This is a genomic window from Uliginosibacterium flavum (assembly GCF_040566545.1).
In the GTDB taxonomy this organism is placed as follows: domain Bacteria; phylum Pseudomonadota; class Gammaproteobacteria; order Burkholderiales; family Rhodocyclaceae; genus Uliginosibacterium; species Uliginosibacterium flavum.
In genome coordinates this window covers 1-24,681 of the sequence record NZ_JBEWZI010000013.1, presented here as the reverse complement: position 1 = coordinate 24,681, position 24,681 = coordinate 1, and the positions used below count along the sequence as shown (strand labels likewise).

Annotated in this window: 27 protein-coding genes; 16 read left to right on the top strand and 11 right to left on the bottom strand. The window is 58.8% G+C overall.

Going from position 1 to position 24,681, the window contains the following annotated elements:
• Window positions 1–114 precede the first annotated feature (114 nt).
• Window positions 115–1,179 carry a LacI family DNA-binding transcriptional regulator gene (locus ABXR19_RS12860; RefSeq protein WP_354601547.1) on the top strand — a complete coding sequence of 355 codons (1,065 nt, stop codon included), beginning with the start codon at window positions 115–117 and terminating at the stop codon, window positions 1,177–1,179.
• Between the two features lie 181 nt (window positions 1,180–1,360).
• Here the strand turns inward: ABXR19_RS12860 and ABXR19_RS12855 are convergent, their stop codons facing one another.
• Window positions 1,361–1,780 (bottom strand): hypothetical protein, encoded by a 420-nt coding sequence (locus tag ABXR19_RS12855; RefSeq protein WP_354601546.1) that lies wholly within the window; start codon window positions 1,778–1,780, stop codon window positions 1,361–1,363.
• A 151-nt stretch (window positions 1,781–1,931) separates the two neighbouring features.
• Window positions 1,932–2,636: an N-acyl amino acid synthase FeeM domain-containing protein gene (locus ABXR19_RS12850; protein ID WP_354601545.1), complete on the bottom strand. Its 705-nt coding sequence runs from the start codon at window positions 2,634–2,636 to the stop codon at window positions 1,932–1,934.
• Between the two features lie 312 nt (window positions 2,637–2,948).
• On the opposite strand from ABXR19_RS12850, the gene surE reads away from it, so the two are divergent.
• The 5 genes from surE (at window position 2,949) to ABXR19_RS12825 (ending at window position 7,738) form a co-directional block, all read left to right on the top strand.
• Window positions 2,949–3,692, top strand: coding sequence for a 5'/3'-nucleotidase SurE (gene surE, locus ABXR19_RS12845; protein ID WP_354601544.1), 744 nt, complete (start codon window positions 2,949–2,951; stop codon window positions 3,690–3,692).
• The gene (locus ABXR19_RS12840) at window positions 3,692–4,363 is read left to right on the top strand and encodes a protein-L-isoaspartate(D-aspartate) O-methyltransferase (RefSeq protein ID WP_354601543.1); all 672 of its coding nucleotides are present in this window, start codon (window positions 3,692–3,694) and stop codon (window positions 4,361–4,363) included. Before surE ends, ABXR19_RS12840 begins: the two co-directional genes overlap by 1 nt.
• A gap of 8 nt (window positions 4,364–4,371) precedes the next feature.
• A complete protein-coding gene (locus ABXR19_RS12835; RefSeq protein ID WP_354601542.1) occupies window positions 4,372–5,400 on the top strand; it encodes a peptidoglycan DD-metalloendopeptidase family protein in 1,029 nt (342 codons plus the stop codon).
• A 7-nt stretch (window positions 5,401–5,407) separates the two neighbouring features.
• Window positions 5,408–6,349, top strand: coding sequence for an RNA polymerase sigma factor RpoS (rpoS, locus tag ABXR19_RS12830; RefSeq protein ID WP_354601541.1), 942 nt, complete (start codon window positions 5,408–5,410; stop codon window positions 6,347–6,349).
• Between the two features lie 273 nt (window positions 6,350–6,622).
• Window positions 6,623–7,738 carry a pectate lyase gene (locus ABXR19_RS12825; RefSeq protein WP_354601540.1) on the top strand — a complete coding sequence of 372 codons (1,116 nt, stop codon included), beginning with the start codon at window positions 6,623–6,625 and terminating at the stop codon, window positions 7,736–7,738.
• A 136-nt stretch (window positions 7,739–7,874) separates the two neighbouring features.
• Here the strand turns inward: ABXR19_RS12825 and miaA are convergent, their stop codons facing one another.
• On the bottom strand, window positions 7,875–8,828 hold the full coding sequence (gene miaA / locus ABXR19_RS12820) for a tRNA (adenosine(37)-N6)-dimethylallyltransferase MiaA (RefSeq protein WP_354601539.1): 954 nt from the start codon (window positions 8,826–8,828) through the stop codon (window positions 7,875–7,877).
• Window positions 8,829–8,848: 20 nt separating this feature from the next.
• Between miaA and ABXR19_RS12815 the strand changes: the two genes are divergently transcribed.
• Window positions 8,849–9,727, top strand: a complete 879-nt coding sequence (locus ABXR19_RS12815) for a TraB/GumN family protein (RefSeq protein WP_354601538.1) — start codon at window positions 8,849–8,851, stop codon at window positions 9,725–9,727.
• Window positions 9,728–9,815: 88 nt separating this feature from the next.
• On the opposite strand, the gene ABXR19_RS12810 is transcribed toward ABXR19_RS12815, so the two are convergent.
• From ABXR19_RS12810 to pmbA, 4 genes are all read right to left on the bottom strand, one after another.
• Window positions 9,816–10,154, bottom strand: a complete 339-nt coding sequence (locus ABXR19_RS12810) for a hypothetical protein (protein ID WP_354601537.1) — start codon at window positions 10,152–10,154, stop codon at window positions 9,816–9,818.
• 104 nt (window positions 10,155–10,258) lie between these two features.
• Entirely contained in the window at window positions 10,259–10,612 is a 354-nt protein-coding gene (locus ABXR19_RS12805) for a DUF805 domain-containing protein (RefSeq protein WP_354601536.1), read from the bottom strand.
• Between the two features lie 43 nt (window positions 10,613–10,655).
• Window positions 10,656–11,756 (bottom strand): TRAP transporter substrate-binding protein, encoded by a 1,101-nt coding sequence (locus ABXR19_RS12800; protein ID WP_354601535.1) that lies wholly within the window; start codon window positions 11,754–11,756, stop codon window positions 10,656–10,658.
• 169 nt (window positions 11,757–11,925) lie between these two features.
• A complete protein-coding gene (gene pmbA / locus ABXR19_RS12795) occupies window positions 11,926–13,284 on the bottom strand; it encodes a metalloprotease PmbA (protein ID WP_354601534.1) in 1,359 nt (452 codons plus the stop codon).
• 132 nt (window positions 13,285–13,416) lie between these two features.
• On the opposite strand from pmbA, the gene yjgA reads away from it, so the two are divergent.
• Both yjgA and mog read left to right on the top strand, forming a co-directional pair.
• Window positions 13,417–14,025, top strand: a complete 609-nt coding sequence (gene yjgA / locus ABXR19_RS12790) for a ribosome biogenesis factor YjgA (protein ID WP_354601533.1) — start codon at window positions 13,417–13,419, stop codon at window positions 14,023–14,025.
• Window positions 14,026–14,044: 19 nt separating this feature from the next.
• On the top strand, window positions 14,045–14,641 hold the full coding sequence (gene mog / locus ABXR19_RS12785) for a molybdopterin adenylyltransferase (protein ID WP_354601622.1): 597 nt from the start codon (window positions 14,045–14,047) through the stop codon (window positions 14,639–14,641).
• Between the two features lie 310 nt (window positions 14,642–14,951).
• Here the strand turns inward: mog and ABXR19_RS12780 are convergent, their stop codons facing one another.
• The gene (locus ABXR19_RS12780; protein WP_354601532.1) at window positions 14,952–15,458 is read right to left on the bottom strand and encodes a YkgJ family cysteine cluster protein; all 507 of its coding nucleotides are present in this window, start codon (window positions 15,456–15,458) and stop codon (window positions 14,952–14,954) included.
• Between the two features lie 284 nt (window positions 15,459–15,742).
• Window positions 15,743–16,645 (bottom strand): transcriptional activator NhaR, encoded by a 903-nt coding sequence (gene nhaR / locus ABXR19_RS12775; protein WP_354601531.1) that lies wholly within the window; start codon window positions 16,643–16,645, stop codon window positions 15,743–15,745.
• Window positions 16,646–16,761: 116 nt separating this feature from the next.
• Here nhaR and ABXR19_RS12770 point away from each other — a divergent pair, with 116 nt between their 5' ends.
• From ABXR19_RS12770 to ABXR19_RS12755, 4 genes are all read left to right on the top strand, one after another.
• Complete coding sequence (locus ABXR19_RS12770) at window positions 16,762–17,118, top strand: HPF/RaiA family ribosome-associated protein (protein WP_354601530.1); 357 nt, start codon at window positions 16,762–16,764, stop codon at window positions 17,116–17,118.
• A 30-nt stretch (window positions 17,119–17,148) separates the two neighbouring features.
• Window positions 17,149–17,829, top strand: coding sequence for a Bax inhibitor-1/YccA family protein (locus ABXR19_RS12765; RefSeq protein ID WP_354601529.1), 681 nt, complete (start codon window positions 17,149–17,151; stop codon window positions 17,827–17,829).
• A gap of 67 nt (window positions 17,830–17,896) precedes the next feature.
• Window positions 17,897–18,370 carry a hypothetical protein gene (locus ABXR19_RS12760; RefSeq protein ID WP_354601528.1) on the top strand — a complete coding sequence of 158 codons (474 nt, stop codon included), beginning with the start codon at window positions 17,897–17,899 and terminating at the stop codon, window positions 18,368–18,370.
• A 36-nt stretch (window positions 18,371–18,406) separates the two neighbouring features.
• Window positions 18,407–19,426 (top strand): TerC family protein, encoded by a 1,020-nt coding sequence (locus tag ABXR19_RS12755; RefSeq protein ID WP_354601527.1) that lies wholly within the window; start codon window positions 18,407–18,409, stop codon window positions 19,424–19,426.
• Between the two features lie 197 nt (window positions 19,427–19,623).
• On the opposite strand, the gene ABXR19_RS12750 is transcribed toward ABXR19_RS12755, so the two are convergent.
• Entirely contained in the window at window positions 19,624–19,821 is a 198-nt protein-coding gene (locus tag ABXR19_RS12750; RefSeq protein WP_354601526.1) for a (2Fe-2S)-binding protein, read from the bottom strand.
• Between the two features lie 79 nt (window positions 19,822–19,900).
• Between ABXR19_RS12750 and ABXR19_RS12745 the strand changes: the two genes are divergently transcribed.
• From ABXR19_RS12745 to ABXR19_RS12735, 3 genes are all read left to right on the top strand, one after another.
• Window positions 19,901–20,395, top strand: a complete 495-nt coding sequence (locus tag ABXR19_RS12745; protein ID WP_354601525.1) for a DUF1499 domain-containing protein — start codon at window positions 19,901–19,903, stop codon at window positions 20,393–20,395.
• A 303-nt stretch (window positions 20,396–20,698) separates the two neighbouring features.
• A complete protein-coding gene (locus ABXR19_RS12740; RefSeq protein WP_354601524.1) occupies window positions 20,699–21,088 on the top strand; it encodes a VF530 family protein in 390 nt (129 codons plus the stop codon).
• Between the two features lie 172 nt (window positions 21,089–21,260).
• Window positions 21,261–21,437 carry a DUF1499 domain-containing protein gene (locus tag ABXR19_RS12735; protein WP_354601523.1) on the top strand — a complete coding sequence of 59 codons (177 nt, stop codon included), beginning with the start codon at window positions 21,261–21,263 and terminating at the stop codon, window positions 21,435–21,437.
• A gap of 320 nt (window positions 21,438–21,757) precedes the next feature.
• On the opposite strand, the gene ABXR19_RS12730 is transcribed toward ABXR19_RS12735, so the two are convergent.
• The gene (locus ABXR19_RS12730; RefSeq protein ID WP_354601522.1) at window positions 21,758–24,619 is read right to left on the bottom strand and encodes a P-loop NTPase fold protein; all 2,862 of its coding nucleotides are present in this window, start codon (window positions 24,617–24,619) and stop codon (window positions 21,758–21,760) included.
• Window positions 24,620–24,681 lie beyond the last annotated feature (62 nt).

Sequence of the window (24,681 nt, the reverse complement as noted above, 5' to 3'; positions counted from 1 at the left end):
GGGCTCAGCAGATTGCACGGCTATTCAGAACAGGAACCGTCCACTTTGACCCGCATGAAAACAGGGCCAAGTGGTCAGCGCGCGGCCAGACCGCCTAGGTGGAGTGAAACAGACGTGGCAAACAATAGTGCAGACAAGCGGGTCACCCTGACAGATGTGGCCAAGCTGGCCGGGGTTTCCAAGCAAACCGTGTCGCGGGTCATCAACGACAGTGAACACGTGACGGACGAAACGCGGATCAAGGTGCAGCAATGTATCGAGGTGCTGGGTTTCCGTCCCAGCGCCCTGGCGCGCCAGCTCAGCAGTGGGCGCAGCTACACGATCGGCGTGGTCAGTTGTGGCGGTTTGGGTTATCTCGTGTCGGGCGTGGCCTATGTGGGCATGGTGCGTCAGGCCGACAAGATGGGTTACGCCCTGCTGATCAAGGAGCTGACCGATTTCAGCCCCGGTTCGGTGCGCACCATGCTGGATTACCTGATCGAGCGCCAGGTCGATGGCCTGATCTGGGCGGGGCCAGAAATGGGCGACAGCCACGTATGGTTGAATGATTTCGATCTGGATAGCCTGCCCATGCCGATGGTGGTCGTGAATGCCCGTCAGCGCGGCAAGGCGGATACCGTAGCTTTCGATAATTTCGAGGCTGGGCGCATGGCGACTCAGCACTTGCTGAGTCTTGGGCGCAAGCGCATTGGCCATATCTCCGGGCCGATGAGCCGCTGGGTGGCACAGCTGCGCGTGGCGGGCTGGCAAAAGGCGCTGGATGAGGCCGGCTTGCCGGAGTGCAAGGAGTATTACGCCGAGGGTGACTGGGAGCCCGGCACGGGCGGTCCGGGTTTGCGTCGTCTGCTGGAGCTGTGCCCGAAGCTGGATGCCGTATTCGTGGGCAGTGACCGCATGGCTCTGGGGGTGCTGCACGAAGCGCATCGTCTGGGCTTGCGTGTTCCGGAAGACCTCGCGGTGATCGGCGTTGATGACGCGCCGGAAAGTGCCTTCATGATTCCGCCTCTTTCGAGCATGACGCAGGACACGCCGGCCATGGCCGAACGAGCGTTACGCCTGTTGGTGCGGCGGATTTGCGAGCGCCGTGGCGAACCCTATCCCGCCTTGTGCGCCCAGGCCGAAGATCCTGTCATGCATCATCAACTGGTGTTGCGCGAAAGTACGCTCGGGAAATCCTAGGCTGCAGAAATGAAAAACGCCGGATTTTCCGGCGTTTTTCATGGAAAAGTGCTGCAGAGCCGCTACTGTAAAGCCTCTTGGGCATACCTCGCCGCAAAGCAAGTCAGGGTGCGCCTCTTCAGCATCCCAATCCCACCAAAATCGTGGAATAGGTGTTCTTAATAAAAACAGTAACTTACGTTTATGTTTCTTGAGAGCGGCCGAAGCCTTGCACGGCGGCGTCCGAGAAATCGCCACCCCAACCAAAGGAGGCGGTTGCCAGCGCGGCGTCGTCGAACTGGACGGACTCGGCGCCCCAGGCAGCATGCCGCTCAGCCGCGTCCAGCAAGGCTGTGCGGGCAGGCAGGCTGGAGACGCTTATCCAGCGGGCCTTCCAGGCCTGCATCCAGGGGGCCATCAGGGCTTCGCCTTCCAGATTGCGGCCGAGGCCTGCGTCGGGCACGGCCTGATTGGCATTCAGCGTCGTGCCAACCGAAAAGCCGTCGCGTTTCAGGTCGGCGAGATAGTCACGCGTCTTCGGATACAGCCAGGTGAAATGTGTGGCGCCGAACTCGGTGGCAATGGCGCGCGCTTCCGGCCGCTCCCAGCGCGTGGAGAACATGACTGCGGAATGGGCTGGCGGGGTGGTGGCGGGGTTTGGGCTGAGGCTACTACCCGGCCAGAGAGGCTGTGAAATGGACGGCAGAGCGCTCAGGAGAAGGCCGAGAGCGAGGATTGTTCTCACGCTGCGCATGGCTGCTGCTTTGGGCCGTTCAGCGCGGAGCGAGGATGCGTGTCTGCAGTCGTGCGATGCGCGTGGCCGAGAGGTGCAGCAGGATGTGTGTTGCCTTGCTGTCGTTAAGCTTGTGAACGCGTTTGAAACCCAGGTGAGCGCAGTAAAAGGCGGCATCCGGACGAGGGCATTCGGCGAGGATGTCGGTTGCCCCCCAGGCATCGACAGTGCTGGTGAGTGCCTTGATCATCGGTTCAAGCAGGGTGTCGAGAGGCATTTTGTGGTTAAAGGCAAAGGTTTCGACCTCCACCAGACGCGCGCCGCGTGCGCGCATCTCTTCCAGTACCACGTGATGTTTCTGATCAAGCGCCAGTCCGGCTTCGTTATCACGGCGCAGGGTGATGACGCCCTGAGCGCGCTGATGATTCTGGCTCGGTGTAACGTGCAAGGCGACGGCAACCGCGCGTTCGTGGTCGGTCACGGGGTTGGCGACGGCGCTGAGGATCTTCCGGTTAAGGGGCTGAAAGTGTTCCAGCAGCATGCGCGCTTGTTCAAGCTGCCAGGCCGAGGCGGCCAGGCCGATGCGCAGGGTTGATCCGGCGACTTCAAGACAGGTTTCGAAGCTCAGCTCGCGCAGGGCTTCAAATAGATAGGGCTGCTCCGTGGCGGGTCTGGATTGCAATGAATTGCACAGACGCGAGCGGGGCAGTTTCGCAGCAGTCGAAGCGGAGGGATCCGTGGCCACGATGTTCTAGTCTGAAGTGTGTGCGGGTTATGACGAAAGTACTAAGTTGCGGAATTTAACCATTATAGGGAAGCGGGATTGCTTGGCGAGTTTTTTTTGCAAAAGCCGATGCATGGCAGCTTGTTGAGCGGCAACGGGCGAAGCGCCGGCATGGTGAGATTGCGCTTTGGCTGCGCCGGCGCTGCATTTTTTCCGGAGTGTTTGATGCAAACCCGGGGAGGATGACGAGAGGTGTTGCGATTCGTCGAGGCTTTGCAGACAGGGCGCAACTCCCCCCCTATAATCGGGCGCTTGACCTGTCAGTGGTGCAGCATGCGGATTCTTCTCAGCAATGATGATGGCTACTTCTCGCCCGGCCTTGCGGCCTTGGCACGCGAACTGGCCAAAGTAGCGGAAATTACGGTGGTGGCGCCCGAGCGTGATCGCAGTGGTGCCAGCAATTCTCTGACCCTGGATCGCCCTTTGCAGCTCCGGCGCGCGGCCAATGGCTTTCACTATGTGAATGGCACACCGACCGATTGCGTGCATCTGGCGGTGACTGGCATGCTGGATATGGTGCCGGACATGGTGATCTCCGGTATCAATCATGGCGCTAATATGGGTGACGACACACTGTATTCCGGCACGGTTGCGGCGGCGACCGAAGGCTATCTGCTGGGCGTTCCCTCATTGGCAGTGTCCCTGATCGGGCGCTCGCCCTCGCAATTCGAGACGGCTGCCATCCTGGCGCGCGAGATGGTCGAGCGCGTGCAACGCTCACCGTTTGGGGCGCCGGTGCTGCTCAATATGAATGTGCCCGATCTGCCGTATGCCGAGTTGCGGGGAACGCGGATCACGCGTTTGGGCAAGCGCCATCGCGCAGAGCCGGTGATCCGCGATACCAATCCACGCGGTGAGCCGATTTACTGGATCGGCCCGGTGGGCGAGGCGGCAGACGCTGGGGACGGTACGGATTTTCATGCCGTCGCGCAGGGCTTTGTTTCCATCACGCCGCTGCAGATTGACCTGACTCACGTGGCCCAGATCGGTCGCGTACAGCATTGGTTGGAGTCCTGATGGCGACGGCTCCTGCCCCTGTAGCGAATCTGACTGCCGCCCGTGCGCGCGCGCGCATGGTCGAGCGCCTGCGCAACGACGGTATTCGCGATGAACGTGTGCTGGCGGCCCTTAATCAGGTGCCGCGTCACGCTTTTGTGGAAGAAGCGCTGGCCAGCCGCGCCTATGAAGATACGGCCTTGCCACTGGGCTTTCAGCAGACAATTTCGCAGCCCTTCATCGTCGCACGCATGGCCGAGTTGCTGGTAGCGGGTGGCCGCGCCATGGGCAAGACGCTGGAGGTCGGCGCTGGCTGTGGCTACCAGGCCGCCGTGCTGTCTCATCTGGCCAGCGATGTGTATGCCGTTGAGCGTATCGGCAAGCTGCTGGAGAAGGCGCGTGCCAATCTGCGCCCCTTGCGTCTGCCGAATGTGCGTCTCAAGCATGCAGATGGCAGCATTGGTCTGCCAGAGGTTGCGCCTTTCGATTCGATCATTCTTGCGGCCGCTGCGTCTGCTGTGCCGCGCGCTCTGGTGGATCAGCTGGCGCCCTTGGGGCGCATGGTCTTGCCGCTGGCTTTGGCATCGGGCGAGCAGGTGGTGGTGTTGATCGAGCGGACCGTGAAAGGGACGTTCAAGGAAACACGTCTGGATGCGGTACGATTCGTACCATTGTTGCCGGGAACCGAGTGAGGTCAGGAATGCAGGAAGGTTTGTCCTTGTGGCGTGCGTTTGTCATGCCTGTGCTGTGTGTAACGCTGTTTGCTGCTTGCGCATCCAAGGCGCCTGCGCCGACGGAAACGCGTCAGCCGGGGCGACCCGCGGTGATGTCTGGTGACGCCGTACCTGTGGTGGCGCGTCCGGGTTACTACATCGTAAAAAAAGGCGACACGCTCTACAGCATCTCGCACTTGAACGAGCGCGATTATCGTGAAGTTGCCGCGTGGAATGGCATCGTCGATCCGAGCGTGATCAAGGTGGGGCAGGAGCTGCGCGTGACTCCGCCGGGCGACATGGCTCCGTCAGGTGACGCGGCTGTGGTTTCGGGTGCTGTGGCTGTGGCACCGGCTGTCGTGATTGATTCGACGCCTTCAGGCGTGAGCTCGTCGCCCGCACCGCTTACCCCGATAGCATCAGGGGCCGTGCCTTCAGCTGCCCCTGTGGGCCAGAAAACTGAACCAAAGGGCGGCCGCGTGGCGTATTCAGCGCAGGCGTGGAAAGATCTGCAGGCCGTCGAGAAACTTCCGTCCGCAGCGACTTCGGTACCGGTCACCGCGTCGGTCAGCACACCGGTGGCGCAGAGTCAGCCTGCTGCACAGAGCAAACCGGCTGAAAGCAAGCCAGTAGCCGCTGCAAGTGAGGATGAGCCGGACTGGGTCTGGCCCGGTACGGGCAAAGTACTTGCCACCTTCAATGACAGCAGTAACAAAGGGGTGGATCTGGCCGGTAATATCGGCGATCCGGTGATTGCTGCCGGGCCGGGAAAAGTTGTTTATGTAGGTTCGGGTTTGCGCGGCTATGGCAACCTGGTGATCATCAAGCACAATAATAATTTCCTGAGTGCGTATGCGCACAACAGTGAAATTCTGGTGAAGGAGGGGCAAGCAGTGCAGAAGGGTCAAAAGATCGCTGCGCTGGGCAACTCCGACACGGATCGGCCGAAACTGCATTTTGAAATTCGCCGACAGGGAAAACCTGTCGATCCCGTGAAGTACCTGCCACCGCGCTGAGGTCATCATGTTCGATCCGGAATTCCTTGACGAGCCAGACGAAGAAAAGGAAGCCGAGCTTCCTCCGGAGCTGGAAGCCTTCGCCGAGGCTGTGCCCGCCAAGGCACCGGAAAGCGAATTCCTCAGCGACGTTACCCAGATTTATCTCAACGAGATTGGCCTCAACCCGCTACTGACTGCGGTTGAGGAGGCCGCGCTGGCCCGCCGTGTGCGACTGGGTGATTTTGAAGCCCGCCAGATCATGATCGAACGCAACCTGCGTCTGGTCGTAAATATTGCCAAGCACTACCTGAATCGTGGCATTCCGCTGCTGGATCTGGTTGAGGAAGGCAATCTCGGCCTGATGCATGCGCTGGAAAAATTTGATCCCGAGCGCGGCTTCCGTTTCTCCACCTACGCGACATGGTGGATTCGTCAGAACATCGAGCGCGCGATCATGAATCAGTCGCGCACCATTCGTCTGCCGGTGCATGTGGTCAAGGAATTGAATCAGGTGCTGCGCGCCCAGCGCCAGATGGACGCCAGCAACGGCCAGACTTCACGGCTTGAGGATATTGCTGAGAAACTGCAGCGCCCGGTCGCCGATGTGCGTGCGATCCTGGCCTTGTCTGAGCACACGGCCTCGCTCGACGCGCCGCTGGATATTGATCCCAGCTTGTCCATCGGCGAATCTCTGGCTGATGATCAGGCCGTCAGCCCGGAGACGTCGATTCATACCGCCGAGGTCGAAGCGCTGATTCAGGAGTGGATCGGCCAGCTTTCCGAGAAGCAGCGTCTGGTGATCCAGTATCGCTACGGGCTGGATGATGTCGAGGTGCTGACCCTTGAAGACTTGGCCGACCAGCTTGGCTTGACCCGCGAGCGCGTACGTCAGATTCAGCTGGAGGCGCTTGCCCAGTTGCGCCGCATCCTCAAGCGGCGCGGTGTTTCGCGCGAAACCCTGTTCTGATTTTTTGTCAGAGGCTGTCTGCACAGCCTCGTGCAGTCTTGCTCTTCGGGTAGCGCATCTGGAGAGCCTTGCCACCCCTGCTTCTCCAGCAGGCATGCTTTGAAACCCGCATCCACAGGGCCTGAACAGCAGACGCTGTTGAGCGGCCTTTCATTTGCTGCAGCACGGTTTGCGTGTTGCCAAAGTCTTGCTGATAATGCCTCAGGCCGTGCCTTTTATGGCTTGGTCTGACAAAAAAGTACGAAACAGTTATTAATAATGGAGACAAGCAAAATGCGTAATAAAATCATCCTGGGCCTGACGGCTCTGGTGTTTGCTGGCAGTGCGTTCGCTGCCTCAGACGCCCCTTCTGGCTATACCAAATGTGCGCAGAACACCGGTGCGACCTGCACGATGACCGGTACCCGGTCCGTCGCGCTGGGTAAGTCTGGTGCGTTCGTGTACGCGACCAAGACCGGCAGCTTCGCCTGTACGGGCTCTGCTTTCCCCGCCAATAGCTTCACCAGCTCAGCCTGGTGTTCCTATGGCGCCACGACGAGTTCCTCGTCTTCGAGCAGCTCTTCCTCATCGAGTTCCAGTTCATCCAGCTCGTCCAGCAGTTCTTCATCCAGCAGCTCAAGTTCATCCAGCAGCAGCTCCAGCAGTTCCTCGTCGAGCTCTTCGGGTGGGGTTCCGGTCGCGACTGGCACTACGATCAATACGGGGACTACTACCATTCCGGCCAACACGCCCAAGGATTACGGCAACCAACGCATTGGTGTAAAGGCACAGACGGCCAATTGCGATGATGAAGGCCAGATCCCGGTCTTCAAGCTTGAAGACGGCGCCACGCTGAAGAATGTGATCATTGCGGGAGGTCTGAATGGTTCTGATGGCGTGCACTGTCTGGGGAGCTGCACGCTGGAAAACGTGCATTGGGAAGATGTCTGTGAAGATGGTGCTTCCATGCTGGGAGGTTCGGGCAAGTTGATGAAGGTTATCGGCGGTTCGGCGCGGGATGCATCCGACAAGGTCTTCCAGCACAACGGCAAGGGCAGCACCGTACAGCTTGAAGGCTTCACCACCTATGGCAACATCGGCCGTCTGTGGGCCTCGTGTGGTAACTGTTCGAGCAATGGCGGTCCGCGCAAGCTGATTGCCAATAACGTCAACATTACCGGCACCGTGCTCAAGACTGACGGCTCTGCGTCTTATGTGCTGCGTCTGAACACCAATTATGGTGACAAGGCCACCGTGCGCAAGATGAAGATCAAGAACTACAGTACGGGCAATCCGAAGGTTTGCGTGCATGCCATCGGCGTTCAGCCTGGCGAAGCCCAGACCAGTCAGGGCGAGTTCTTCAACTCCGCTTACTGTGACATCAGCAAGACCGATGTGACGAAGTACTGAGCGAAACGTCAGTACCGCAAGCAAAAGCCCGCCGTGATGGCGGGCTTTTTTATGTAAATTGATGCATGGCTGGCGAGCCGCTCCTTGCGCACTTCTTCAACCTGCCATGCTGCAGAGGCTTGCTGGGCAAGGCTTTTCAGGCATGCTGTTTGCGCCAGGCTTTTACGGCCTCTTCAATCGCGTGAGCATGCTGTGCATCCAGACAATCAAACTCCCGTAGCGTCGGCCAGTTCTCGCGGAACTGGCGTAGCCAGGTGAGCTGGCGTTTGGCCAGTTGGCGGGTGGCGGCGATGCCCTTGAAGCGCAGCTCGTCTGCGTTAATCTCGCCGTCAAGGAATTCCCACATCTGGCGGTAACCCACGCAGCGCATTGAGGTCATGTTGATGTCGAGCCGATAGCGTTCGCGCAGGCTGCGCACTTCATCTTCGAAACCGGCGGCGAGCATCGCGTCGAAGCGTTGCGCGATGCGCGCGTGCAGCACGCTGCGATCCGACGGTGCCAGTGCCAGCGGCAGGTAATCAATCGCCGGGCCGGCGTCCTCTTCCTTGCGCGCATAGCTTTCGGCCAGCGGCCGGCCGGTGATGCGCACGATTTCCAGCGCGCGCTGGATGCGTTGGGCATCGTTCGGATTCAGGCGGGCGGCAGCGTCCGCGTCCAGCCGGGCCAGTTCGGCATGCAGCGCCGGCCAGCCGCGTATCGCAGCCTGTGCTTCGATTTCGGCACGTAGATCGCCATCAGCCTGCGGCAGATCCGACAGGCCTTCGAGCAGTGTCTTGAAATACAGCATGGTGCCGCCGGCCAGCAGCGGAGTCTTGCCGCGTGCCGTGATCTCGCTGATCAGGCGCTGCGCATCGGCACGGAAACGCGCTGCCGAATAAGATTCTTCCGGTGAGATGATGTCGATGAGATGATGCGGGCATTGCGCCAGTTCCGCCGCATCGGGCTTGGCGCTGCCGATGTTCATGTCGCGGAATACAAGCGCCGAATCCACGCTGATGATCTCGATGGGCAACTGACGGGCCAGATGCAGGGCGCAGGCGGTTTTGCCGCTGGCGGTGGGGCCCATCAGAAGAATCGCGGCGAGGCTCATGTTGCAACAGGGGAAAACGGATGTTGAATAGTCGGAAATGGTTGTTGCTGGCGCTGTGCATGTGGAGCACGCTGGCTCAGGCTGCGGGTGAGCGCTTGCCCTTGTGGGAAGCGACGAATGCGCGGGGCACAGTGTATCTGTTCGGCTCGATTCACGTCTGCAATGCCAGTTGTTTTCCCCTGCCCGAGGCCGCATTACGGCGGCTGGATGCGAGCCAGACCCTGGTGGTGGAACTCGATCCGCAGCGTCCAGAGGCGCAGACAAAACTCATGGCCGCCGCCATGCTGCCGGCCGGGCAGCGTTTGTCCTCACGCTTGTCGGTGGCCGACTGGCGTGCACTGCAAGGCGCTGCCGCCGGGCTGGGCTTGCCGGGGGAAGCGTTGGAGACCATGCAACCCTGGATGGCCGGGACAGTTTTGAGTCTGCTCGGCGCGCAGCAGGCGGGCTACGAGGTCTCGCAAGGCATTGACTTGGCGCTGATGCAACGCGCCCGCGTGCAGGGTCTGGGGCTGGAGGAGTTGGAGACCATCGATACACAGATCACTGCGCTGAGTGCTGGTTCCGAACGCGAGCAGCGCGAGGCCTTGCGCCTGACCATCAAGCAGCTGCAGACCGGGCGTGTGCGACCCATCCTGGATGCCATGGTTCGCGCCTGGCAAACGGGCGATGCCGTCGCCTTGAGCCGTCTGATGCGCGAGGGTATGCCTTCTGGTTCGAGTCTGAGCCGTGCCCTGATCGAGGATCGCAATGCCAGCATGGCGGCGACTATTGCGCAGAGTATGCAGGATGGGCGCACGCGCTTCGTCGTGGTGGGCGCTGCGCATTTGCTTGGCGCCGAGGGGATTCCAGCCTTGCTGGGCAAGCGCGGCTATCGCGTGCGGCAGTTAGATGGCCAGTAGCAGTTTGATTCGGGCGGCTGTAGAGCAACGCAGGACGTGCATCGGTGATGGGGGGTGATGATAGCGAATGCTTCTGCCTCGATTTTTCCTATTTCGGTAGCCATTTGGGCATGAGTTTATCGCCACAGTAGCTGGCGACTGCCGTGAGATGAGGGCGCAAGATTTCTTTGTTTTGAGTTTTGATCATTGTTCCCAGTTCTTCAAGCGTGACTGTTTCTGCTGACCGTGAGGCTGAGCACTCGCAGTATTCTTCGCGCTGTTCTTCTGACAGATATTTTGAAAACGAATCCGTTCTTTGCGCGACCAGACAGCTGGGTAGAAAATTACGTATGTATGTGGTTTTGTCCGCTTCCGGTAAGCCTTCTGCTTGAACGAGCAGTGGGAAGACTGAGAAAACTGAAAGTATTAAAAACAGAATTTTATTCATTTGTGCTCATTTCGTTTGGCAAGAGGGTTACGAGAAAATACCTTAGCTGACTCCCAAAACAAAGCCCCGCACGCAGCGGGGCTTTTTTGGCAGGGAGCAAACGCTCAGGCCACGCCGGCCTTCGGGTCAGCGCCGTACTGGTTGTCGCCCTTGTCGCCTTCGATCACGGTGAACACCAACAGGACAATGGCACCCACCAGCGGAATCAAACCAATCAGCAGCCACCAGCCACTGCGGTTGGTATCGTGCAGGCGGCGAATTGCAACACCGATTGACGGCAGAAGAACCGCCAGGCTGTAGATGAGTGCAAGAACCATGGTTCCCACGACAGCATCAATGACCGCAAGAACGACATAGGCAATGATGTTGAACAGCGTGAACATCCAGTATTCCTGACGCCGCGCCCGTCCCGTAAACAGCGCATATTTTGTCTTCAGTACATCGAGATACCAGTTCATTTATTGTTTCTCCCTTGTGATGAGGTGATGTCGCTTGAAAGGCTCAACGCCGTGAGCTTTGCGAAAAAACGAAGCTGTCATAAGCCCGCTCCGCGACTTTAAACCACAAATACTCATCGTCGCGGAATTTTTTCCAGGGCCCATAGATCTTTTTGAAACGTGGGTATTTGGCTGAAAATTCTTCGTAGAGCTGCAGCGTGGCGGCTTGCGCTGCCACCATGACTTCTTTCGGGAATTCTTTCAGTTTGGTGCCGCCAGCCACCAGACGGCGCAGGGCGGCGACGTTCTTTACATCGTAGTCGGCCTGCATCTGCACGTGGGCGAAGGCACAGGCATCTTCCAGTGCCTGCTGGTATTCCTTAGGCAGCTCGTTCCACTTCTTCAGATTGATGTAGATCGACAGCTGCGGGCCGGCTTCCCAGAATCCCGGGTAGTAGTAATACTTGGCGACGCGATTGAAGCCGAACTTCTCGTCGTCATACGGACCGACCCATTCCACGGCGTCGATCGTGCCTTTTTCAAGCGCCGGATAGATATCCGCCGGGCCCATCTGCTGACCGACGACGCCGAGCTTGCCCATGACCTGACCGGCAATGCCGGCGATGCGCATTTTCAGGCCCTTCATGTCGGCCACGGTCTTGATTTCCTTGCGGAACCAGCCGCCCATCTGCACGCCTGTATTGCCGCAGGGGATGTTGTGGATGTTGTAATCCTTGAACAGGTCGCGCATCAATTCCAGGCCGCCACCGGACCACATCCAAGCCGATTGCTGGCGGCTGTTCAGGCCGAAGGGCACGGCGCAGTCAAAGGCGAAAGCCGGATCCTTGCCCACATAGTAATAGCTGGCGGACTGGCCCATTTCGACGGTGCCATCCTTGACGGCATCCAGCACGGCTGCGCTCGGCACGATTTCACCGGCAGCGAAAAGCTGGATTTCGAACCTGCCGCCGGTGGCGGTTTTTACATGCTGGGCGACGGTCTCGATGGCGTTGAACAGCGTATCGAGGCTCTTCGGAAAACTGGAGGCTAGCTTCCACTTCAGGCTCGGTAGTGCGCTCTGGGCCATGACCGGCGCGGCGACGGTTGCGACGGCTCCGGCCGCCAGGCCCACGCTGGCTTTTTTCAGAAATGAACGACGTTCCATCTTTACCCCCTCGGATGTGAAAGAAAAATTCCTCCCGATTATCAGAGCTCAGGCAAAACCCTAGCAGGCGGGAATACCCGTATCCTGAATCGATAGGCTGAAGAGCCGCACCCAGCTTGCCTGTGCTGCAGGCCTGCCTGTAGAGGCAGACTGGATGCGGCTCTTCCGCTTACTCCCCGGCAATCGTCATCTTGCCGATCACCAGCGAGGGGCATTGCTTGCCACCACGAATGATCGTGTCATTGCCGATGGCGACGATGTTCTTGAACATCTCGCGCAGATTGCCGGCGATGGTGATTTCCTGCACTGGATAACTGATCTCGCCGTTCTCGATCCAGTAGCCGGCTGCGCCGCGCGAGTAATCGCCGGTCACATAATTCACCCCCTGGCCCAGCAGTTCGGTCACCAGTAGGCCACGCCCGACTTCGCGCGCCAGTTCTTCCAGACTCTTCTGGCCCGGGCGCACGATCAGGTTGTGGCAGCCGCCGGCATTGCCGGTGCTCTGCATGCCCAGCTTGCGCGCGGAATAGCTGCCGAGGAAATAGCCTTGCAGCACGCCGCCAGCCACCACCTGGCGCGCTTGGGTCGCGATGCCTTCATCATCGAACATGGTGCTGCCCATCGCCTTGGGGATGTGCGGCAGCTCGTCGATGTGGATGTTGTCAGAGAACACCGGCTGCCCTAGCGCGTCGACCAGAAAGCTGGCGCGGCGATATAAGGCGCCGCCACTGACGGCATTCACGAAACTGCCGAGCAGGCCGCAGGCTTGCGGGGCTTCGAAGATCACCGGCACTTCGCAGGTCGGTGCGCGGCGCGAGCCCAGACGTGACAGTGCGCGGCGTGCGGCGTAATCGCCGATGCGGGCCGGATCGGCCAGCTCGCGTGGATCGCGGGCGCTGGAATACCAGTCGCCGGTCTGCATGTCATCGCCTTCGCCGGCAATCACGCCGACCGAGATTGAGTGACGCGAGGTGGCAAAACCGCCACAGAAGCCCAGGCTGTTGGCCGAGACGAACTGCGATTCCTGCACATACACGCTGGAACCATCCGAGTTCGTGACTTGCGGGCTGACGTCAAACGCAGCGGCTTCGCAGCGCTGGGCGATTTCGGTAGCGGCTTCGGGTGAAATCTTCCAGGCGTGATGCAGATCGAGCTTGGCGATCTCCTTGGCCTTGCCCTGCCATAGACGATCGGCGTCCGGCAGGCCGGCGGCCGGGTCGGGCGCGGTGAAGCGGGCAATTGACAGGGCTGCATCCACACTGGCGCGCAGCGCGGCACGCGAGAAGTCGGAGGAGCTGGCGTGGCCGCGTTGCTGGCCCAGATAAACCGTGACGCCGATGCCTTTGTCGCGGTTGTATTCGATGGTTTCGAGCTGGCCCCGGCGCACGCTGATGCTGCGGCCGAAACCTTCAGATATGTCGGTCTCGCAAGCGCTGGCACCGTTGGCCTTGGCGTAGTCGAGGATTTCCTGGGCGAGATCGCGCAAGGCGGATTGGGTGTAACTGAAACTGTCTTGCTTCTTGGCCATAGGGGTGTAAGCGATGAGGGGAGGAAGAGTGGGAGCGAAAGGCTATAATCTTAACGTTTTGAGACCCGCAAGGCGCGGGCCCGTGTGACAGCGATGCTCCATTATCGCCGCACTGGCCGCCCACACTGAACAATGACCCCAAAAAACGATATCGACGACGACTCCTATTTCGTCAGCAAGTCGCAGAAAAAACGCGACATGGATGCCCTGCAGGATCTGGGCAAGACGCTCACCGAATATAGTGTGGCGCGCCTGAAGAAAATCCCCATGTCGGAAAACCTGCGCGAAGCTCTGACCGAGATGGCGCGCATCACCGCCAACGGCGCGCGCGCGCGCCAGCTGCAGTACATCGGCCGGCTGATGCGCAACGAGGATGCCGAGCCGATCCGCGCCGGTCTGGCCGCACTGACCGGCAAGTCGCACGTCGAAACGGCCCGCATGCATCGCCTGGAAGCGCTGCGCGACCGTTTCCTCGAAGACGAAACCATGCTCACCGAAATCGGCAATCTGTATCCGGCCGCTGACCTGCACCGCATGCGTCAGCTGCGTCGCAATGCCATCAAGGAACGCGCCGAGAACAAACCACCCAAGGCCTATCGCGAGATCTTCCAGATCCTGCGTGAGTTCGAAGACGGCGGCATCAAGACCGATCACCCGCATCACAACAGCAAGGATGAGGCTCACGGTCATCACCACCACGCGGAGCACGCTCCAGCCAAGGATCACGACGCCGATGAGTGAGGTACCTGAGCTGCTTCGAGTGGACGAAATGCTGCGCATTGGCGTCGTCTCGATCAGTGATCGCGCCAGTGCTGGCGTGTATGAAGACAAGGGCGTGCCAGCGCTGCTCGAATGGTTTGGCGCTGCCATTGCCAGCCCGTGGGAGGCTGTACAACGTCTGATTCCGGACGAGCAGGCGGTCATCGAACAGACTTTGATCGAGCTGGCCGGCGAGGGCGGTTGTCATCTGGTACTCACCACCGGCGGCACCGGCCCGGCGCCACGCGATGTGACGCCAGAAGCCACGCTGGCCGTGGGCGACAAGGAAATGCCCGGTTTCGGCGAAGAAATGCGGCGCATCTCGCGCCACTTCGTGCCCACCGCCATCCTCTCGCGCCAGACCGCAGTTGTTCGCGGCAAGTGCCTGATCATCAACCTGCCGGGTCAGCCCAAAGCGATCCGCGAAATCCTGGAAGGTTTGCGCGATGCCGAGGGCAAACTGCTCGTTGAAGGCATCTTCGCCGCCGTGCCGTATTGCATCGATCTGATCGGTGGGCCCTACGTGGAAACACACGAGGGCGTGAGCAAAGCCTTCCGGCCCAAGAGCGCGTTGCGGCAGCCTGCGGCAGAGTGCTGAGCCTGCTGCCTGCGGCAGAGTGCTGAGCCTGCTGCCTGCGGCAGAGGACTGAGCAATGAGTGCTGAGGACTGAGTGGGCATGCTTGTAGAGCCGCGCCGGTATTGGGTCTTCGGGCAGGCGTGAGCAGTAGGGCGGACGAGCGTAGCGAATTCCGCCGAATGGGATTTCGTGCTGTTGAGTGAGGTGATCCGCTGGATCGCTGGCGGAATTCGCTGTGCTCGTCCGCCCTACGAAACCCATGCTTGCAGAGCCGCGCCCAGCTTGCCTCTCCCGCGCACCTGTCTGTACAAGCCCCCTGGATGCGGCTCTTCAGCCTGCTGAGCCCGAGTTCCCCAAAGCAAACCATTCTGTCAGCGGGCGGACTTCGCCGAGCCCGGCGAGGCTTTGATCGATGACGTCATGATTGCCCCACACCACCTCGGCCAGCGTGCCGTCGGCCACCTGCGCTTCGATGTCGCCGCAATACAGTCCCAGCTCGCGCTGCACGTAGAAGCCATAGGTTCGGCAAGCCACCGGGCGTTGCGCATACACCGGGCAGGCGTTCGTGGCCTGATCCAGTAGCGGGCAGACGAAGGGGCGCGCACTTTGGCCTGCCAGTGCCTTTACTCGCTCGTGGATTTCCGCCAGATGCTCAGGCGTCAGCGTGGTCAGGCCTTCCTGCAGCAAGTCCCATTCCTTCGCGGTGAGTTGCGGAATCTGCGCGAGGCTGCGACAGCACTTGGCGCAGCCCTTGCCGCATAGCCAGTCGGGGGCGTCGCTGCGGATGGTGGCGACGCGGGTGTCAATTCGGGTGTGGAGTTCGACGAGTCGGGTCATGCGCAATGGTGTGGCCTTTTTACGGTGGGGCGGACGAGCATGGCGAGTTTTGCCAGCGATCCGCAGGATCGCATTGCCGGGCCGGCATTCAAACACATGGGGCGGAATTCGTCGCGCATCCGCCCAGCGAGATCATGCTTGAAGAGCCGCTCCTCGCTTGCCTGTACAGCATACCTGCCCGGAGAAGTCCGCTGCTGAAGGCTCTCCGGGTAGGCTGGGTGAGCGCGGCCTTCGGTGCCAAACCCCGACGCTGCGGCACACCAGAGGTGCGCTCAGAGGTCTGCTCATGCACTGGCGAACAGATCACCGCGCGCGCTGTTGCAGATGGCGAGGACACAGGGGTGGGTGATGCGTCGTTCAACCGAGATGGCATAGAAGTCCTGCCACACGGCTTCCGTTCGCCCCAGCACTTTTACGCCGTACTGTTCGACGATCTCGGCTTCCAGCACTGTCGGCGCAGCAAAGATGCCCTGACCTTCGCGGCCGAAGGCTTTGAGCAGGGCGCTGTCATCGAACTCTCCCATCACGTTCGGATAAATCTGCTCATTTTCAAGCCAGCGGTCGAGCTGCTTCTGGACGGCGGAATCTTCACTGTGCATCAGCATGGGCATGCCATTGAGCAGGGCCGGGAACGCGCCTTTGCAGCGTGCCGCCAGCTTGGGCGTGGCAAAGAAGCTTTGGCCGGATCGCCCCAGCTTGTGGTTGTAGGCCTTGACGGACACCCCGGCCGGGATGGGGCTGTCGGCAATCACCAGATCGAGCCGGTGGGTCGCCAGTTCCGCCATGAGGCTGTCCAGTTTCCACTCCCGGCACACGATGCGCACCGGCTCGGTCAGCCGCATCGCCGGTTCCAGCAGGCGATAGGCGATGGATTTGGGCAGCGCATCAGCCACGCCGACGCGGAATTCGATGCTGCGACCTGACTTGCTGTCGGTGCGCAGAGCGTGCTCCATTTCGGCGCCGAGCGAGAAAATCTCGTTCGCATAGCTGAAGACGGTTTGGCCGGATTCGGTGAGTTCAAGCTTGCGCCCGCGCTTCTGGAACAAGGGCTTGCCCAGGCGCTCTTCGAGCAGCTTGATCTGGCCGCTGAGGGTTTGCGGCGAGGTGTGGAGTTGCTCACTTGCACGTAACAAACCACCTGTTTTGGCGACCATCCAGAAGTAGTGCAGATGTTTGTAATTGGTCATTTGAATACTTCCGTTTTTTGGGAGTGTTTGCGTTAAAAATTCGAATTTTCAATGCAAGTCTCTGCGCCTAGAGTAAGGCTTGTCAATACCGACACCCTTTGAAAAGGAAGCAAATCATGCAAGTCGACATCCAGTTTCGTGGAATTGATGCCAGCCCGGCTGTACGCGAGCACGCTGAGCGGCGCGCACGTTTCACGCTCGCCCGGCTCGGTGGGCGGATCGGGCGCGTCAGCATCAGCCTGGCCGACGTCAATGGTCCCAAGGGTGGTCCGGATAAAGCCTGCACGGTGCAGGTCAGCCTGCAGCAGCCCGGCTCTGTTGTGATAGAGGAACTGGGGGCTGATCTGTATGAGGTACTCGATCGTGGTCTGGCCAGGGCAGGGCGCACCGTCGTGCGGCGTCTGGAGCGTCAGGCACGCCAGCGTTACGTGGCGCGCAGCGAACGCGTGGCTGCAGAAACCGAAGAAGCTTGATGAGCGTGTGTTTTTTACAGGAGTGAAGTGATGACAAACGGTATTTCGACTTACGGTGCAGGAAAGCTAGCCGGCGATGCGTCGCTGCTGAGCACGCACCGTGTGCTGCGCAACACCTATGCGCTGCTTGGCGTGACGCTCTTGTTCAGCGCGGTGGTCGCCAGTCTGAGCACGGCTTTGGCCTTGCCATCGCCCGGCCTCTTGCTGACGCTGGGCGGGTTTTTTGGCTTGTTCTTCTTGACTGCCAAACTCGCCAACTCTGGCTGGGGACTGGTCTCGGTGTTTGCCCTGACCGGGTTCATGGGCTACACGCTCGGGCCGATCATCAATCGCACGCTCGCCTTGCAAGACGGTGGAATGATTGTGGCCATGGCCTTGGGCGGAACGGCCGTGATCTTTTTCAGCCTGTCGGCCTGGGTGCTGGCGACCAAGCGGGATTTCAGCTTCATGGGTGGCTTCCTGATGGTCGGGATGATCGTGGCCTTGCTGGCCGGGCTGGGCGCGGCGTTTTTCCAGGTGCCGGGTCTGGCGCTGGCTGTCTCCGCCGCTGTGGTGCTGCTGATGGCCGGAATGATCTTGTATGAGACGAGCAACATCATTCATGGCGGTGAGACGAACTACATCATGGCCACGGTGAGTCTGTATGTGTCGATCTACAACCTGTTTACCAGCCTGCTGGCCTTGCTCGGCATTGGCGGCGGTGAGGAATGACGAATGCTCTAGAGTTCTGCCGGCTGTGGTGGCCGGCAGCAAATCCTGAATTCACTGAAGGGGAAAAATGATGCGTAGCTATGCGAAAAACAGTCCGGAAGCGGCCGCCCGATTTCTCGTGTTGACGGCCCTGGCCGATGGCGATCTGGATCGGCTGGAACTGAGCGCCCTGGACGATTTTCCTGCCTTGACCAAGCTGGGTGTAGATCGTGACCTGATTGATACGGTGCTGGGCGATTTTTGCGAAGACGCGCAGCGCAGCCAGCGGGTTGATGCCGATTTTAACCTTCAATTCCGGCCGGGCGATGTTGCCCGTCTACTGGCAGACATCGACCGGCCCGACTTGCAGCGCAGCCTGTGCCGCGCGGCGCTGAGTGTGATTGCTGCGGATCAAAACGTGCATCGCGGCGAATCGATCCTCTTGTGGGCCGCGCTGGATGCGTGGGATCTGCAGTTGGCTAATTTCTTACGCAGCCCCACAGCCTTTGTGCCAAGATTTCAGGAGGATAAGGCGTTGCGGTCAGGTTCCTCTTTTTACTGAATCATCCAGACAAGCCTCTTAAGGGGATAAGAAATCATGCTGACTGTTGGCACGCCTTTAATGTGGACGCTGTTCGTCCTGTTCGTCCTCGTGGCGCTCGCACTGGACTTCTTCGCCCTCAATCGCCAGGGGGCCCACAAGGTCTCCATGCGCGAGGCGGGCGTGTGGTCGCTGGTCTGGGTCGCGGTGTCATTCCTGTTTGTGGGCTGGCTGTGGTGGTATCTGGGAGGGCTCGGCGACGATGCTGTTGCGCGCGAGGTGGCCAACACCAAGTCCATCGAATTCATTACCGGCTACCTGATCGAGAAGGCGTTGGCGGTGGATAACGTCTTCGTGTTCCTGATGCTGTTTACCTATTTCGCGGTACCCGCCGAATTCCAGAAACGTGTGCTGATGTTCGGTGTGCTGGGTGCTCTGGTGCTGCGTGCGGTGATGATTCTGGTCGGCGCCTGGCTGATCGCTCAGTTCCACTGGATCCTCTATGTGTTTGGCGCATTCCTGCTTTTTACCGGCATCAAGATGTGGTGGGCAGCCGGGCAGGAACCTGACCTAGACAACAACCCCGCACTCAACTGGGTTCGCCGCCACGTGCGGATCGCCCCCAGCTATGACGGGGAGAAATTCTTCACCGTCGAGAAGGGCGTGCGCATGGTCACGCCGCTGGCCGTCGTGGTCGCGCTGATCGGTATTGTTGACGTCGTGTTTGCGGTGGATTCGATTCCGGCTATCTTCGCTATCACGACCGACCCGTTCATCGTGCTCACCTCGAACGTGTTCGCCATTCTGGGCCTGCGGGCGATGTATTTTCTGCTGGCCGGTGCGCATGATCGCTTCCACCTGCTCAGCTATGGTCTGGCGCTGGTGCTCGCCTTCATCGGCATCAAGATGCTGATCGTGGATTTCTACAAGATTCCGGTGGCCCTGTCGCTGTCGGTCACTTTCGGTATTCTGGTCATCACCATGCTGCTCTCACTCTTCATTCCGCCCAAGGGCAAGGGTGGCGGCGCCTACCCGTTTGCGGCGAAGTCGCCGGCCGCGAATGATGAAAAGTCGTGAGCAAGCGCCAGTCTCGTGGGCTATCGCTGTGAATCCAGGAGTAGCCTACGCGGCTGAAGCCACTCCTGCAGGGGTGTCCCGAAGAACCGCATCCGGCGTGCTTGGTCAGCCTGCATGCTCAAAGAGCCGCATCCAGCTTGCCTGTGCAGCATGATTGCCCGGAGAGGTCCGCTGCGTGCGCCTCTCCGGGCATCTCCTTAAACGAAGGCTTTTTTGCCTGCGGCCACCAGACGCTTGAGTTCCGGCACGCAGGATCCGCCGGAGCTGCCGCATTTGAATGAGGCTTGCCGTGCGTCGAGATTGGCGCCCGCAGCGAGCACCGAGCGAATTTCGTTCTCGGACAAGCTTGAGGCAGTCACTAGAACGAAGCAGGCACGCATTCCAGACTGCGACATTGCAAGACCTGAGCCCGCGCTTTCCAAAATGCAATGCGCGCACCACAATGATCGCCTTACTATCAGCCGGATGATGCGCATGGCACTGCTCAAATGGATCGTGATTGCCTTGCTGCTCCTGGCTCTGGCCGTCTTGCTGGTCGGGCAACTGGGCTTGCTCAGCGGGAAGACGCCAGATGATCTCGGCGTGAAAGACACGCGGCTCAGGCCGCCATCCGCAACCGAAAACAGCGTCACCAGCCAGGCGGCCCTGCACCCTGAGCACCCGATGCGCGCCTATGCCGACATCGCGCCACTGCCCCTCAAGGGCGATGGCCCCGCCACCCTGGCCCAGCTCGCCAAGCTGCTGCAAGCCACGCCGGGCGTTAAGATCGTTCAAGACAAAGGCGACGGCTATCTGTACGCCCAATGCACCACGCGCTGGCTCAAGTTTGTCGACGATCTCGAACTCTGGTTCGACCCTGCCAAGCAGGTGGTGCAGGTGCGTTCAGCCTCGCGTGTCGGTCGCAAGGATTTCGGCATCAACCGGCAGCGGGTGGAGAGGCTTCGGGCGGGCTTGGCGGCTTCAAGCTGAAGTCAGTTGAATGCCGTGGCGGGGCGTAGCCCGGATGCAGCGCAACGCAATCCGGGGTAGTCTCGGCACACCAGACAAAAACCCCGGATTACGGCGATGCCTTCATCCGGGCTACTTGCTTCATCCAGGCTTGCTTTCGGATGGCAAAAAGTAAGGTGCGCATTGCGCACCATCTCGCCAGATCAACCGCAACAAGAGCCGCTTAAGAAGCAGGGTGTGCGGATGGTCGTGGGGCCGCGTGCGCTGTGCGCACCCTACAAGGCTATAATTAAATATAACGCTCGCATAGCAGCAGGAAATCACATGGCCGATATCAACTATAAAACCAACCCCTTGCACGGACTGAGCTTAACAAATCTTTTAAACGAAATAGTGGGCCATTATGGGTTCGAAATCCTGTATGCCTATCTCAATATCAATTGTTTTAAGAACAATCCAAGCATTGAGTCGAGTGTGAAATTTTTGAAGAAATCTGACTGGGCGAGAGAAAAAGTTGAAGGCTTTTACTTGTATCAGTATAAAAATTTACCTAAGGCTTCAGCCGAAGAATTCGAGCGACCACCCAGAGATCGCATGGTGCCTGAGGGTGATTTACCCGGAGAACCGGCAGAATTAGATTTAGAAGATGCCGCGCGCTTGCAAGAAAAACGCGATATAAAAACAGCGGACTTCGGTCGCAATAGAAGGCGCTAACAAAGCGTTGCTAACATTTTAAAAATTAGATTCAGCTACGCCGCCTCTTAAAGCCTTGCACGAAAAAGGTTTCACAAATCCAATGAGGGAAAACGGGGTCAAGGGAAAACGGGGTCAAGGGAAAACGGGGTCAGGTCTTGCCTTTTGACGCAAAAGGCAAGACCTGACCCCGTTGTTGCGTTGTTGCACCACACCCTGGCTCAAGTTTGTCGACGACCTCGAACTCTGGTTCGACCCTGCCAAGCAGGTGGTGCAGGTGCGTTCAGCCTCGCGCGTCGGTCGCAAGGATTTCGGCATCAACCGGCAGCGGGTCGAATCGCTTCGGGCGGGCTTGGCGGATTCAAGCTGAAGGCGGGTTTCTGCCGGTCAAGGGCGCTTGGTAATCCTTGCCTTGCCCTTGCAGCAGATTTTTGATGAGGAACAACGTGCCGCCGAGGCGTAGGGTGGGTTCGGAGCGCAGCGACAACCCACCGTCCGGTGCGTAATGAAAGGCGGTGGGTTGCTTCGCGAACCCACCCTACGGCCCTTGGCGGCTTCAAACTGAAGGCGGGTTTTGTCCCTTGTGGCCGCCCCGACAATTGGGGCGCGGCCGTTCATGAAGATGGGTCGGCATCGGGCGATGAGCGCCATTGCGAAACATCCGGTTCAATGCCCTTCGGCTATTGCACCCTACAGACCTTCAGGGGCCTTGGCCAATTCATCAAGCACTGCAAAGACTCCGGGTAGGTCGTCTCGATACAAGGCGATGTAGTTGTGAGTCACGATTCGTCGATCGCCCAGCTCCTCGCTTTGTTGGCGAATGATCTGCTCATGTTGTCCCCAGTATCTCCCCAACTCAAGTGGATCAAGCCCTCCAGCCAGATCGGTCTTGGTGGCTATCCAATTCCCTTGGAAGGATCTACTTAGATGCAAAAGGCAGTGATCGAGAAAGTGAACAACATTTCGGGGGTCGTCTTCGGGATTAAAGCAGGTGCCGAAAACGTACTCGTTCATGAGTCTCGCAATCCCGCCGCTATCGTTAGCACCCTCTTCGTCGTAATGGCCACAGCCCACACCAGACCCGGTTGGTGGCTTTAAGTTGCTGAGCTGATATATGACAAATGATGTTACGCCAGCACGCGCGGCATCGGCTCGCTGATCAAGAGAGCCAGCATTTTGCGCATCCAGATCGTCGTTTGCACCGGACTTGTTCTGGGCAGAGGCGCTGCCAAGCAGCGCGTCAACGGACGCTTGGCGAGCCTCGGCGAAGAAATTTCGCCTGGAATCAATGTAAGTTTGCTTGAATCGCGCAAAGATCCTCTGAGAAAGGTATCTCATTTGCATCTTTGTCAGTTCGCTGACCACACCAGTTGTGGGCGCCTCAATGTCTTGATGGGCGCTGAGTGCCGAATACAGGTTGAACAACTGACCACCACGGTCATGGGAACAATACAGTCTGAACAGCATGAGATCGTTCCAGCCAAGTACTCCACGATCGTCACTTGCCATGCGCTCGATCAGACCTTTTCCCTGGTAAGCCTTTTCTCCGAAGATTCTCCATGCGATTTCCAACAAATTCTCCGGAGTGTTTGGCGCGCTACGCTCAGATGCCTCGACCTGTCTTCCCCAACCAACGCGATCGAGGAGAAGAAGTAGCGAATAGATTGATTGTTGTCTCAGCCCACGATCATCCGCACGGAGTGCTGAGTACTTCGGGAGCACATCAACTAGCGTGTCGATGGCGTCTTGGGCGGTAATTGCGCGTTTGAAGCCGTAAGACTTTTCGACGAGCAATAGCCAAAACTGTTCGTGGGCATGCTCCCATCGCTCGGATAGGAAATCTGGCCGATTCAAAACGTCAGCAACCTTCGCCCCTCCCAATACCTCGTCCACAGCGGTTTTGTACAAAACAAATGTGTCCTGCGGTTCGGGCGTAACAAAACGGACAATATGCGTGAGGTATCTCTCCAGATTTCTGAACGGCTTCTTGTTGAAACAAGCGCGAGAGGTTCGATCTTCGCTGGTAACACTATCTCGGCTGCCTAGGTCAAGTATATTTGCATCGAATAGCTGCGCTAACAGGAAGGCCGCACCGCTCTCCTGTTTTTCCAAGAGAGGTAGGAAGTCGGCGGCGTTCATGAACTTTTTTTCTTCTGTTCGTAAGGAAAATATCCCGGAGCGCCCCTCGGTCTCTTCGGCATAGATCCGCCTGAACAACCCTGGATAATGCAGATGCAAGAGCGTGAGATTGATGAGGTCGCGTTTGTTGAAGTCAGTCCGATCCAAATCGCTTGTACCGTTCTGCTGAATCATCTGCACGGCATTGACGAAGCGCTTGGCTTTGCGAAGATCTCCAGCAAATGGCTGATACCTGGCGCCCAAATCGTCGTTGAGAGTTGCAGCGAACTCTTCGAGCAAGGCGCTGAGATACAACCGACGGTGGGACGACATCGCGCCAAGTTGGGGCGCAGAGAGTTGCCACCCTTTTCGCAGATAGTTTTGAATGCTGCAGCTATCGACGAACAGACTCATCTTGACGGCGACAAACTTTTCAAGAAATACCCGCGATCTGGCCCCGTCCTCACCGCGTGAGGCGAGTACCTCAGTGTCGTAACATAAAACGTAGGTTGCCTGCGAGAGCTTGAAAGTTCGCTGCGTTGCGAACAGAACACTGTTGGTCGCTTTTGCGTCTAGGCGATCCAGGTCGTCGATGACAATGATTACGCGTCGGTCAATGCGCTTAAGGACATCATCGATGTCTTGGATCAGTTCATCCAGAGACTCTTGGGAAGGTTCCAGGGAGAGTCGGAATCCGAGAAACGAAAAGTCTGCCTTTCCCTTGATCAGCCGGGAATACCTTGACGCTACAGGCCGCAACTCTGGAACAAAGACCTCTCGCTGGATAGCAACAGAAATCTCGCTAATCAAGCGACCCGAAAGGTCAGGCTCTGAGGCGTATCGAAGGGGCTCAAGTCGACACACGATGACTCTATGCTTTTCCTCTTCCCATCGCTGCTCGGCGAGATTGACGAAGCTGGTCTTGCCCACGCCCCACGGGCCATCGACGCCAAAGACGAGTCCTGAGTGTGCTTCGCTTTCGAGAACCGCGTCAGCAAACGTTTGGGCTTGATCCTTTAGGCCGAGCGAGTCTTGAGCGCCATCATCGATTGGTTCGTCTGAAATAAATCGGAATTGCGGGCTTGTCGATTTTGGTTTGCCTAAGGATCGAAACAGAGGGGAGAGCATGACTGCGCTGAGCAGCAGCAAGACCGTTAAGCCCCAATGGGAGTTTGTTGTTTCAAAAACCGCATGGATTTTGGCTAAACGTGGCGATGCGGATGCAAGTTCATTTATCCAAGCGCCAATTCCGACAAGAAACAGAAGATCAATGCGTCCGCTGCGGATTACTCGCGCTGCAACGACGAGTGCGCGACGTTTCCATATGTACGTCAGAGACAAGAGTATGACAATCAATAGCCCGCACATAGTAAGGCGGGGATCGAAGCCAGCCAGATTTTGAGCAGAGCTTGTGCCTAGGGCTACGCTGAACAAGTCTCCGTCATAGGGTTGAGTTCGGTAAAATTCGGCCCATGATGAAACAACAGACCTTGGCG